The sequence below is a fragment of the Pseudomonas fragi genome (genome assembly GCF_900105835.1).
Lineage (GTDB): Bacteria > Pseudomonadota > Gammaproteobacteria > Pseudomonadales > Pseudomonadaceae > Aquipseudomonas > Aquipseudomonas fragi.
The window spans coordinates 807,769-819,729 of the sequence record NZ_LT629783.1; the positions used below are offsets into that span (position 1 = coordinate 807,769).

Sequence of the window (11,961 nt, forward strand, 5' to 3'; positions counted from 1 at the left end):
TGATTAAGGTGTTGCAACCACGGCCCTGGAGCAGGTCAAAGGTGCGACATGTTCCCCAGAACGCTGTGAAAAAACTGTCAGAAATCAATAAAGATGAAGCTTTGCCAATTTCGGCCGAGATCCTATCAGACACGTTCTACTTTCGCTGCTATGACATGACTTCGGTTTGGTCTGACAGACAAGTCTGGAAAAAGTTGTCCTGTGAAACACCACAACAAGAAAAACAAGGAGTCGCCCTTTATGAATACCCTGCGCGGGTTATCCATCAGCCGCCGTTTGTGGCTGATCCTGATTGTGGCCATGGCCATGTTGCTGGCGTTGGGCTTGCTGATGCTAAAGCAGATACATGACGATTTGTATGAAGGCAAAGCCCAGAAGACCCAACATGTGGTGCAGGCCGTCAGTGGCGTACTGGGCTACTACCACGGCCTGGAAACCGCCGGCAGCCTGAGCCGGGAAGCCGCGCAACAGCAGGCGCTGACCGTGATCAGCACTCTGCGCTATGACCACGATGACTATTTCTGGATCAATGACCTGCGCCCTTATATGGTCATGCACCCGACCAATGCCAAGCTCGACGGCAAGGACCTGTCGGCCATCAAGGACCCGGACGGCTTTGCGATCTTCAACGAGATGGCCAGCCTGGCGAAAACCCGGGGCGCGGGCATGGTCGACTACCGCTGGCCAAAACCCGGCGCCCAGGAGCCGGTGCAGAAAACATCCTATGTGCAATTGTTCGAGCCCTGGGGCTGGGTCATTGGTTCAGGGGTGTATATCGACGATATGCAGGCCGAGTTTCGCGCCCAGGCCTGGAAGGCCAGCTGGGCGGGCCTGGGCATTGCGCTGATTATGGCCGTACTGGTCACCCTGATCGCCCGCAGCATTGTGCGACCGCTGCAAGAGGCCGTGCAGGCAATGGCTAATATTGCCAGTGGCGAAAGCGACCTGACCCGTAGCCTGGATACCCACGGCCGTGATGAAGTAACCCTGCTGGCGCATCATTTCAATGCCTTTACCGCCAAACTGCGCAACGTCATCAGCCATTTGCAAGCCACTGCCAGCGCATTGGAGCAGTCCTCGACCGAGATGGGCAGCGACGCCAGCGACGCGCAACAGCGCAGCCAGCAACAGGCCCTGCAAATGGATCAGGTGGCCACGGCGATCAACGAAGTCACCTACGCCGTGCAGGAGGTGGCTAAAAATGCCGAACACGCTGCCAGTGAAATGCGCGGCGCCCAGTCGCAAGCTGAGCAAGGCCAGCAGAACATCGACAGCAGCTTGCAGCAGATCGACCAATTGTCCGGCACCATTAACCAGGCGGTCGAGGTCATCCGCACCCTGGCCGCCCAAAGCAGCGAAATTGGCAGCGTACTGGAAGTGATCCGCTCGATTGCCGAGCAAACCAACCTGCTGGCCCTTAACGCGGCAATCGAAGCGGCGCGGGCCGGTGAACAAGGCCGCGGTTTTGCCGTGGTGGCCGATGAGGTGCGCTTGCTGGCCCAGCGCACGCAAAAATCCACGGCCGAGATTCAGACGATGATCGAGGGCCTGCAAAAGCATTCCGAAGCCGCCGTCGATGTGATCGGCAGCAGCAGCCGCGCTTCGCAACTGACCATCGAGCAGGCCACCCAGGCCGGGCAGAGCCTGACCAGCATCGGCCAGGCGCTGACTAACCTCAACGACCTCAATGCCTCCATTGCCAGCGCCACCCTGCAGCAGGCCCATGTGGTGGAGGACATCAACCAGAACGTGACCCAGGCCGCCGAGCTGTCCCAGGGCACCGCCCAGGCGGCAGAACAGTCGAGCGCCGCCAGTGTCCACCTCAAGGAATTGAGCGTTCAGCTCAATGGGTTGTTGCGTCAGTTCAAGGTGTAGAGGCAGCGGCCAGCGGCAGCTGGCCGCTGGCTGTCAGGCGATGACGATGTCGGTGCCCGCCAGTGTGGCCAGGGCAACGCCCACCAGGGTCACCGAATCGTTGCCAAAGCTGAGCACGGTGTCATGCCCCACGGCGCTGGCATGGGCGCGGTAATCGCTGTGATGCCCGCCCTCCACGCCCAGGAACACCAGCGTGTCAGTGGGTTGGTAGCCCAGCAGCGTATCGTTGCCAAAATGCCCGCTGAACACGAAGGTGTTGCTGGTGCCTGCCGATTCCAGCAGGTCGTTGCCTGCACCGCCGACAAACACGCTATTACCGTGCAGGCCAATCAAATGATCGTTGCCGCCCTGGCCCAGCAACCAGCCTGCGGGGCCTGGCGCCGTGACAGTGCTGTCCCCGGCCCCGGCCTTGAGCGAGTGGGTGTACTCACTGCGGGTATTACCCGCCCACAAGCCATCGTCAGCCACTCGATGGCTGACCGGGCGATGGCTCAAGCCCAACCACGCGGGTTCGTCACTTAACAGCACGCTGATATCGCGGGCTAGGGTGATGCCGCCGTGGCTATCGCGCACATACAAGGTGCCCTGCCCGTCATTGACCACCTGTGTGCGGCTCAAGGATTGCTGCAGGTCGAGGGTGTTGACGCCCTTGCCGCCCAAAATGATGTTGTAGCCGCCACTGTCACGGAAGGTGTCATTGCCGTCGCGACCTTCGAGAAAGTCATTGCCGCGCCCCCCTTGAATCAAGTCATTGCCGTCACTGCCGATGATAAAGGTGCTGCCCTTGTGCGGCTCGGCGTTGCGATTGAGGTCCTGGACCCAGGTGTTTTCCCGCGCCGGGTTGGACAGGTTGGCGAGCACGAGGGTCGAGTCCCTGGTCGTCAGGTCATAGAACGCCGAATCGAGGATGCGCGTCATCGCGCTGTCATAGCCATTGGGCAAGTGGCTGATCCAGGTCGAGACATTGGCAATCGAAAAAGGCATCAGATTCCACGCGGTGGAGGCGTAGTGATCGTTGAAACTGACAATGTTGTTGGTAGCGGACGGTTGATGCGCGTCATGCACACCCAGCGACGACAGATTAAAGTCCGAACCGTCCAGGGCGCGAAACACCGGGTCGTTCTCAAAGCCGATATTAAGCACGTTTTCCGTGGTTTCGCTCTGGGTGGGCGAAGCAAAGGCAATGTAATTGGCATCGCGGTAAAACCCTGCCCAGTGCTCGCCACTCAAATCTGCCAGGCTGTTGACGGCCAGGCCGCCCAGGCTGTGGCCACTGACCAGCACGTCCTTGCCGCTCAACCCTTGCGCGCTGGCAAAGGCAGCCACTTTGCCCAGCAGCAGGTCAAAGGCGTTGGCGCTGTAGTTTTTCGCATAATCGGCAGGGCCGATCGCGGCAAGCAAATCGCTGATGGCATCGCCAATGGAATCGCTGATCAGCGACTCACGCGGGCCACTGGTGCCGCGAAACCCGATGCCGATCGAGGTCAGTTGGCCATCGGTGCCGTACTTGCCGAGGATTTCCACTTGAGCACTGCCATAGCCCGCTTGCTCACCGAAAAAGGTGCCGCGCTGATCGATCTTGCCAGCGTACCCCAACTGATCAGCACTGATGGGGGTCCAGCCGGCTTTTTCGACGGCTTCGCGGGCGAGTTTTTCCGAGTCCGGGTTCCACGGAATGCCCGGCACCACGCCCTGGGAATCAGTGCCACCGAGCACGGCCTTGACCAGGGTGGCGGGCAGCCCAAGGCCCATGCCGTTCTTCTGGTAGCCCACGGCAAAGCCATTATCGAGGTTGTGATAGCTGTAAAGGGTGATAGCCAGAGCATCGGCGACCAACGCCGTTGAAGCCTTTGATCCCACATCCATGTAGTCAAAAATCGCCATGACTGCTTACCTTCTTCGTTGATAAAACTGTCGCGCGCTCGCGCGGCACAAAGACTTCGTCGACCCGGGCCAGATCCTGCTCGCCCAAGGTGCCGGCGTAGAAGTGCAATTTGGTCCAGGCCAGCAGGTAGTCGTAACGGGCCTGGGCCAGGTCGCGCCGGGTGCTGTACAGCTGCTGCTCGGCGTTCAGCGCATCCAGGTTGACCCGTTCACCGCCGAGGATGCTCTGGCGCGTCGACACCACCAGCGCTTCGGCCGAGACCAGGGCTTTTTGATAAGCCCGCAATTTGCTCACCCCCGACTGGCACGCATTGAACTGGCGGCGCAGCTCAATCAGGGTTTCGCGGGTCTTGCCCTCCAGCTCGTACTCCACCCGCGCCAGATTGCTGTTGGCCTGGCGCACCGACGCGGCCACCCCGCCCCCCGCATACAGTGGCAGGCTGATCTCGATACCGATGGTGTTGGTGTCATAGCGCTGGTTGTAGGTGTTGCCGCTCTCGGACTCCATCTTGCGCACGCTGGCATAGGCATTGAGTTTGGGCAGATGCCCTGCCCGGTTGCGTTCAACTTCGTACCGCGCCACTTCCAGCGCCTCACGTTGCGAGGCCAGCAGCGGATTACTCTCCAGCGCCATTGTGTGCCAGCTCGAAAAGCTCGCCGGTTGCAGCGGCAAAGCGCTGAAGCTGGCGGGCAATGGCGTCAACTCGTCGATATTCACCATCGCCACGCCAATCAACGCGCCCAGCTCGCGCAGGGCAGCGTCCTGTTCATCCTGAGCCTGGAGTTGTTCGGCGGTGGCCAGCTCGTAACGGGACTCGGCCTCAAGAATGTCTGTGCGCGTGCCCTCGCCCTGGCGAAACAGCTGCTCATTTTGTTGAAACTGCTGCTCGTAGGCGTTTTTCTTGGCCCGGGCATTGTCGATCTGATCCTGCGCAAACAGGGCCTGGGTGTAATGGGTCAGCACCCGCACCAGCAGTTCCTGGCTTTTGCTGCGAAAGGTCTCATCGGCAAACAGCGCCTGCGCCACGCCTTTGCGGTAATTGGCGTACGCCTCGTAATCAATCAATGGCTGCTGCACCGTAAAGGTCGAGCCGTAGCTGTTGTAGTTGCGGTCTTCGTGGCTGTTACCGCGCTCATTTAAATAAGTGGCCCTGGAGTTGTTGCGGCCTTTGTTGTAGTTGTACGACAGCTTTGGCAACAGCCCCGCACGACCGATGGTGCGGCTCTCCTGGCCGGCATCGCGCTCCTGGAGGGCGGCCAGGAACTCGGGATCATTGCGCAACGCCTGTTCGTACACCTGAAACGGGCCCAGCGCCTGGGCATTGCCTGCCCACAGGGCAAAACCCAGGCCCAACAGTGCAGTAGTTCTCATAAAAGGCAGCATCCTAGCGCTCAGTCAACGCAGAACCTGCGCGGTCCAGCAGGGGTTTGAACAGGTAGTTGAGCAGCGAACGCTCGCCGGTGCGCACAAACATCTCGGCCGGCATGCCGGGCTTGATCACCAGCCCGTTGAGCTTCTCCAGTGCCTGATCACTCACCGAGCTGCGCAGCACGTAGTACGGCATCCCGGTTTTCTCATCGAGCAACTGGTCGGCCGACACCAGGTTCACCTGGCCCGACACCCGCGGCGTGCTGCTTTGATTGAAGGCCGTGAACAAAATGTCCACCGGCAACTGGCTGCCCACCCGGTCCACCAGATTCACCGGCAAGCGCCCTTCCACCTCAAGGCGCGTGCCCTGGGGCACGATCTCCAGCAGGGTTTCACCCGCTCGCACCACCGCGCCCTCGGTGTGCACACTGAGGTTGACGGCGATACCATCGGCTGGCGCATTAATCTCGCTGTGCAGCAGGTCAAACCCGGCCGAGGCCAGTTGCTGCTCAAGGGTCAGGGTCTTGAGCTGGGCATCGGCCAGCTGGCTGCGCACGTCCTTCTGATATTCATCGTTGTGCTGTGCCAGTTTGAGCCGCGATTCCACAATGCCCTGCTCGATACGCCCGCTTTCACCGGTGTTCTGCGCCAGATCCTGCTGAACCCGGGACAACTGCCGCTCGTACTCCATCAAACGATTGCGCGGGATATAGCCTTTTTCAGCCAGGGGACGAAGATTGTTCAATTGATCACGCAGGGAATCGGCCTGGGCCATTTGATCGCTGCGAGCTTGACGCATCCCGCTCAATTGCCGGGTAGCGCCTTCGATACTGGCCTTGAGCGCAGCCTGTTCGCGGGCAAAGGCTTCGCGCCGGCTACTGAACAACTGCTGCTGGCCCTCCAGGACCAGGGCCAGGCGCGGGTCAGCGGCCTGGCTTAATTGCGCAGGGAAACTCACCCGTGCCAGGTTGTCACGCTCGCTTTGCCAGCGGGCCTGGCTGGCCCAGGCCATGCGGTACTGCGCACGCAACGATTGCACGTCGGCTTCGACCTGGGTCTGGTCCAGGCGAAACAATGGCTCGCCCTGCTGCACCCTCTGGCCCTCGCGCACCAGAATCTGGCGCATCACCCCGCCGCCCAGCGATTGCACCGCCTTGCGCTTGCCGGACACCACCACCGTGCCTTGCACCGCAATGCCCTCGTCCAGCGGAGCCAGGCTGGCCCACAGGAAAAAACTGCCCGCACCGACCAGGGTCAGCACCCAGCCTGCGCGCACATAAAAGCCCGCACTGCGCTCAGGCAATGGCGATTGAGTGTGCTTGTTTATCAATGCAGCGTCCTTGCTCATGCGTCAGCACTCTGACGGTGGATACTGGCCGCCTGCGGCGCGGCCTGTTGCGACTGGGCTGCGGACAGTGCCTTGAGCACCTCGGCACTGGGGCCGAACACCTGGCAGCGACCTTCATTGAGAACCAGCAGCTTGTCGGCCTGGGCCAGCGACGCTGAACGATGCGTGACCAGCACCACGGTGCAGCCCTGCCCCTTGAGATGGCCAATGGCCCGGGTCAGCGCTGCGTCGCCGACGGCATCGAGGTTGGAATTGGGCTCATCCAGCACCACCAGCCGCGGGTTGCCGTACAAGGCCCGGGCCAGCGCGACCCGTTGTTTTTGCCCGCCCGACAGGCCACTGCCCTCGTCCCCCAGAACCGTGTCGTAACCTTGCGCCAAACGCAAAATCATCTCGTGAACCCCAGCCTGCTGCGCCGCAGCAACCACCTGCCGGGGGTCTGCGTCGCGAAAGCGGGCGATATTCTCGGCAATGCTGCCGCTGAACAGTTCGATATCCTGGGGTAAATAGCCTATATGCGGCCCCAACTGCTCACGGTTCCACTGGTGAATGTCCGCGCCATCCAAGCGCACCGTGCCCGCCAGCGTCGGCCATACCCCCACCAGTACCCGGGCCAGAGTCGACTTGCCAGAGCCCGAGGCCCCCAGCACGCCGAGCACTTCGCCGGCATTGAGGCTAAAACTGACGTGCTGCAAGGTGGGCTGGCGCTTGCCCGAGGGGGCCGCACTGACCTGTTCAAAGCTCAACTGGCCCTTGGGGGCGGGTAGCGGCAGGCTGTCCTCACTGGCCGGATGCTCGCGCAGCAGGCTGTCCAGGCGCTGATAGGCCAGCTTCGCCGAACTCCATTGCTTCCAGACCGCAATCAACTGATCAATGGGGCTCAACACGCGGCCCATCAAAATCGAACCGGCAATCATCATGCCCGCGCTCATGTCGCCCTGGATCACCAGCAAGGCCCCCAGGCCCAATACCAGCGATTGCAGGCACAAGCGCAGGGTCTTGCTCAGCGAACCGATCACCGCACCGGTGTCGCTGGCCTTGTTTTGCTCGGCCAAAAAGCGCGAGTGCAGAGCAAACCAGCGTTGGCGCAACACGCCCAGCATGCCCATTGCCTGAATGGTCTCGGCATTGTGCAAATGGCTGGTAGCCAGCTGGCTGGACTGCATGGAATACAGGCTGGCGCGGCCCAGGGCTTTACGCGTCATCACTTCATTGATCCACGCCAAAGCGATCAGCAGCAGCGCACCCGCCGTTGCCATCAGCCCGAGCCAGGGGCTGAATAAAAAAATCACCCATAGATACACCGGAAACCACGGCGCATCAAAAAAGGCGAATAACGCAGGGCCGGTGACAAACTGGCGGATCAGGGTCAGATCGGCCAATGCCTGGCCAGCATGGGCCTGGCCGCTGAACAGGTTGCGCTCAAAGGCGGCGCGGTACACCTGCTGGTTGAAGCGGCGCTCCAGCTGACTGCCGACGCGAATTACAATAAAACTGCGCACGGTTTCCAGCGTACCGATAAAGATAAAGAACCCCACCACCATCAATGACAGCATGGCCAGTGTTGTGGTGTTTTGCGACGACAACACCCGGTCATATACCTGCAGCATGTAAATCGATGGCACCAGCATCAATATATTGATCAGGGCCGTAAAACAGCCAACGCTGATCAATATGCTTTTATAGTCGGCCAGTGCATGTATCAGCGGCGCAACGGGGCTGTTTTTCAATCGCCTCATGAATCTTCCTTGATCGACAAAAACGGCAGGCAGGCCTGAACAAAACAGCCAGGCACACTTGAACCGTACTGTTCAGGTATCGGCTCAGGTATTGAGAACTCCTGCTGAACGGCCACACTCTTTATTCAGGGTTACGCACCATGACCAAGACCGTTTCGGTTTTGACCTGCGCTTCATAGTGCCCCGGCTCGATACGGTTCATATGCACCAGCGCCGTGCCGTCCGGTCCCATCAGATAAATACCGTCGGGGGTTGGCGACCAACTTTTGGGTACTTCGCCCAACCATGTTTTCAGGCACTTGACTTCACTGTTGAAGGTTTTGTGTTCGGCCACCAGCTGTACCGTACAGCGGTGCGTTGCATCATCCTGCGGGTAAAACGTCCAACTGCCCGCCAGTTGCGCGGGGCTCAGCAGCAGCAAGGAACTGGCCATGGTGCTCTCCGTGGTAAATGTCAGTAATGCGGCGATACAGCCCATTACCTTGAAATTTCTGCATGCCATAGGGCTCATCCATTGACACTGTCCGGCAGAGGGCAGCGCTTGCGCACTGCCCCGGTACCGGCAGGCTTAAACGACGATGTCGTAAGTTGCCACTTGTCCCACGGTATTCACCAGGAAATCGGCTACAGCATGACCGCTGAAGTCGACCGCAAAGTGGCCCAGGTTGCTGGCCGTGTCATAGCTGACAATCGCTTCACCGGCGCGGCCGGTAAAGGCATCGACAAAGTTCAGCCCCGCCAGCTTGGTGATGGCCGAGACATCGATTTTGTCGATGCCGGACTGGAAGTCCATGATGATATCGGCTGCACCCGGCGCGGAGTCAGACACTGCGCCAAACACAAAGACATCCGACCCGGTGCCGCCCCACAGCGTGTCAGCCCCGCCACCGCCATAGAGGATGTCGTTGCCGGCACCGCCCTTGAGCACGTTATCGGCGTCGTTGCCGATCAGCAGGTCATTGCCTGAACCACCAATGGCGTTTTCCACGGTCACGCCCTGGGCAATCGACACGTTACCGGTCATGCCGCCCACATCGGAGAACGAACCGGCCGTAAGGTTGATCTTCTGGTTTTGGGTGAAACCGGAGAAGTCCAGCGTGTCGTTGCCGCCGCCATCCCACACCGAAAAAATCAGCTTGGAACTGGCAGACGTTGCGCTGTAGTAATCGCGATCAGCGGTGGAGTTGAAACCGTAGACGGTATCGCCCGAGCGGGTTTCGAGATTGGCGCCATAGAGCTTTTGCACCGCGGCGATATCATCCAGCAATGGCGCCGATGCGTAGGCACCTTCGCCGCTGTTGGTGAAGTGCTGACCGGTGTTGCTTTCGCTCCAGTAGCTCATGACGCTGTAGGCACGGGTGTCTTCGCCATACACCGCATCGCGGTAAGTAGGGTTGCCATTGCCGGCGTTGTAGTCTCCCGGGTGCGACAGCCCAAGGGTGTGGCCGATTTCGTGGGTCAGGGTCTGGCGACCGTAGTTGCCTTCACCCGGGGTTTTGTTGACCGCATAGTCCTTGTTGATCAAGTACCACGATTCGCCTTTGCGCGCACTGCTGGGCAGGTAGGCAAACGCCGCGCCGCCGTTGCTGGCACTGAAATTGGCAAAGGTCATGTGGCCATCCCCGCCACGGGCTGCCGGGCCTTCGGTGAACGTCACCTTGGCGACATCGGCCCAGGACTCCAGCGACAGCTTGGCCTGTTCCTTTTGCAGCGAAGAAAACTGGCTGAACGTGCCCAGGCCACGGGTGGCGTAACCCACCGGCGGCGCCGTGAGGAAGGTATAGGTGAGGTTGATCACACCATCGCCGTTGAGGTCATGCCAACTGGCCCCGGAACGCGTGAGCTGATCCGCGGCCTGGTCGGTGGTGAGCGAAGGTTTGCCATTGACCAGATGATCACCGCGATCATAGAAATGGCTGAAGTTATCAATCTGAGTGAAGGCAGAACTGCCGGTGTTTGCCGCTTGCACCTGGCCAACGGACAATGCTGCTTTCTCTTTAAGTTTCGACATGTAAACATTTCCTTGTTTAGCAGTAGAAAGTTTTTTGACAGACCACGACGACCCCTTGGCGAGATCGTCCTATCACTCGCCGTTTTATGGCGGAGTGAAACTGACACAATCTGAAATATTTAGTCCAGCACTTTTTCAGGGCTCATTTGCGCAAACGCCGGAAGTTACCGGAAACATTGAATGTTCAAGAAAAAGTATTTTTTAATGCGCAAACGGCCAACAACTGACTGCACGGTCTAAATACAAAAAGTTAAATCGAGGGGCTTCTCATCCGTCTTAAACTTGGGCCGATACTGTATTTATATAACACTCGTCATATAACTTTCGTATCACTTCCAGCTCTTGATTGTTATATGCGAGATGTCGCTTATTAATAAGTTTTCGTCGTGACTTGAAAGTTGCCTGACCGTTGTAGCAGCTGACGAGTGGAACGAGGCTGCGTCCGGCTGCGCAGCAGTCGTAAACCAGGCGGCTCGATCTCTCAGGCACACCGTAATTGCCGGTTTTACGAGCGCTGCGCACTCGGACGCAGCCTCGTTCCACTCGTCAGCTGCTACGGGGCTACCCTTCCTTAAACCATTGTCACTTGACGCCACCCGGGCATTTGGGTTTCCATGAAACCGGTTTCAGCGTCCACTCGCGAAATCGCCTGCGATAACACCAATAAAAGGTTTCAGGCCGTGAACAGTTTTTCCGCAGCTCAGCGCACCCGCGTGACCATGCTCGATGTTGCCCTGCGCGCCGGCGTTTCCAAAGCCAGCGTGTCGCGCTTTATCGGCGAAGACCGCGCCTTGCTCTCCGAAGCCATCGCCGAACGGATCGAGCGCGCCATCAATGACCTGGGCTATCGCCCCAATCAGATGGCCCGAGGCCTTAAACGCGGGCGCACACGGCTGATCGGCATGCTGGTGGCCGATATCCGCAACCCCTACTCCATTGCCGTCATGCACGGTGTCGAAACCGCCTGCCGCCTGCACGGCTATAACCTGGTGGTGTGCAACACCGACCGCAATGACGAGCAAGAGCGCCAACATCTGGCTGCTCTGCGTTCCTACAATATCGAAGGCTTGATCCTTAACACTCTTGGCCATCACCCGGACGCACTGCAAGAGCTGCATCAGGAAATGCCCATCGTGCTGATCGACCGTAAAGTCGAACAACTGCACACCGACCTGGTGGGCCTGGACAATGCCGACGCGGTACGCATGGCCCTGGAGCATCTTGAGCAGCAAGGTTATCGCGATGTGCTGATGGTCAGCGAACCGGTCGATGGCACCAGCTCGCGGATCGAGCGCATCAACAATTTTACCCGCCAGCTTGCCAGCCACCCCACCCTGCGCGGCGCCGTAGTGAACACCGGTGCGGGCCTGCGCGACGCACTGCACCATTTCCTGCAAAGCCCCGGCAGCGACGCCAAGGCTATATTTTGTGCTAACGGCCTGGCCGCGCTGGCCTGCACCCAGGCACTGCGCGACTTGAACTGCCGCTTGTTTGAAGACGTGGGCCTGATTGCCCTGGATGACCTCGAATGGTTCCCGCTGGTGGGCAACGGCATCACCGCCCTGGCCCAGCCCACGCAACAAATCGGTGCCAGTGCCTTTGACTGCCTGCTTAAACGCCTGGGCGGCGACAAATCAGAGCCTCTGGCGCTGGATTTTGCCCCGCGACTGATTGTTCGCGGCTCCACCCGACAGCCCCTGACTGCCTGACACTTTAGCGGCTGGCAACCTTGACC

8 protein-coding genes are annotated in these 11,961 nt (G+C 59.6%); 2 read left to right on the top strand and 6 right to left on the bottom strand.

The features are described from left to right. Positions 1–240: 240 nt before the first annotated feature. Positions 241–1,875 (top strand): methyl-accepting chemotaxis protein, encoded by a 1,635-nt coding sequence (locus BLU25_RS03570; RefSeq protein ID WP_016781012.1) that lies wholly within the window; start codon positions 241–243, stop codon positions 1,873–1,875. Positions 1,876–1,908: 33 nt separating this feature from the next. Here the strand turns inward: BLU25_RS03570 and BLU25_RS03575 are convergent, their stop codons facing one another. The 6 genes from BLU25_RS03575 to BLU25_RS03600 all read right to left on the bottom strand — a co-directional run bounded on the left by BLU25_RS03575 (position 1,909) and on the right by BLU25_RS03600 (position 10,226). Next, positions 1,909–3,759, bottom strand: coding sequence for a polyurethane esterase (locus tag BLU25_RS03575; protein WP_083369523.1), 1,851 nt, complete (start codon positions 3,757–3,759; stop codon positions 1,909–1,911). Further along, the gene (locus tag BLU25_RS03580; protein ID WP_050901287.1) at positions 3,746–5,131 is read right to left on the bottom strand and encodes a TolC family outer membrane protein; all 1,386 of its coding nucleotides are present in this window, start codon (positions 5,129–5,131) and stop codon (positions 3,746–3,748) included. The genes BLU25_RS03575 and BLU25_RS03580 overlap by 14 nt, the downstream gene beginning before the upstream one ends. 13 nt (positions 5,132–5,144) lie before the next feature. Next, positions 5,145–6,476, bottom strand: a complete 1,332-nt coding sequence (locus tag BLU25_RS03585; RefSeq protein WP_016781015.1) for an HlyD family type I secretion periplasmic adaptor subunit — start codon at positions 6,474–6,476, stop codon at positions 5,145–5,147. Continuing rightward, on the bottom strand, positions 6,473–8,215 hold the full coding sequence (locus BLU25_RS03590) for a type I secretion system permease/ATPase (protein WP_083369524.1): 1,743 nt from the start codon (positions 8,213–8,215) through the stop codon (positions 6,473–6,475). The genes BLU25_RS03585 and BLU25_RS03590 overlap by 4 nt, the downstream gene beginning before the upstream one ends. A gap of 121 nt (positions 8,216–8,336) precedes the next feature. Then, positions 8,337–8,648: a protease inhibitor Inh/omp19 family protein gene (locus BLU25_RS03595; protein WP_016781017.1), complete on the bottom strand. Its 312-nt coding sequence runs from the start codon at positions 8,646–8,648 to the stop codon at positions 8,337–8,339. Positions 8,649–8,783: 135 nt separating this feature from the next. Next, positions 8,784–10,226 carry a serralysin family metalloprotease gene (locus BLU25_RS03600; RefSeq protein WP_016781018.1) on the bottom strand — a complete coding sequence of 481 codons (1,443 nt, stop codon included), beginning with the start codon at positions 10,224–10,226 and terminating at the stop codon, positions 8,784–8,786. A 680-nt stretch (positions 10,227–10,906) separates the two neighbouring features. On the opposite strand from BLU25_RS03600, the gene BLU25_RS03605 reads away from it, so the two are divergent. Next, positions 10,907–11,935, top strand: a complete 1,029-nt coding sequence (locus BLU25_RS03605; protein WP_029611425.1) for a LacI family DNA-binding transcriptional regulator — start codon at positions 10,907–10,909, stop codon at positions 11,933–11,935. The last annotated feature ends 26 nt before the right edge of the window (positions 11,936–11,961 follow it).

What these genes read in the sequence shown, in the direction of transcription:
- BLU25_RS03600 (WP_016781018.1), bottom strand. Translation starts at nt 10,226, where the DNA reads ATGTCGAAACTTAAAGAGAAAGCAGCATTGTCCGTTGGCCAGGTGCAA.
- BLU25_RS03575 (WP_083369523.1), bottom strand. Translation starts at nt 3,759, where the DNA reads ATGGCGATTTTTGACTACATGGATGTGGGATCAAAGGCTTCAACGGCG.
- BLU25_RS03595 (WP_016781017.1), bottom strand. Translation starts at nt 8,648, where the DNA reads ATGGCCAGTTCCTTGCTGCTGCTGAGCCCCGCGCAACTGGCGGGCAGT.
- BLU25_RS03585 (WP_016781015.1), bottom strand. Translation starts at nt 6,476, where the DNA reads ATGAGCAAGGACGCTGCATTGATAAACAAGCACACTCAATCGCCATTG.
- BLU25_RS03580 (WP_050901287.1), bottom strand. Translation starts at nt 5,131, where the DNA reads ATGAGAACTACTGCACTGTTGGGCCTGGGTTTTGCCCTGTGGGCAGGC.
- BLU25_RS03590 (WP_083369524.1), bottom strand. Translation starts at nt 8,215, where the DNA reads ATGAGGCGATTGAAAAACAGCCCCGTTGCGCCGCTGATACATGCACTG.
- BLU25_RS03570 (WP_016781012.1), top strand. Translation starts at nt 241, where the DNA reads ATGAATACCCTGCGCGGGTTATCCATCAGCCGCCGTTTGTGGCTGATC.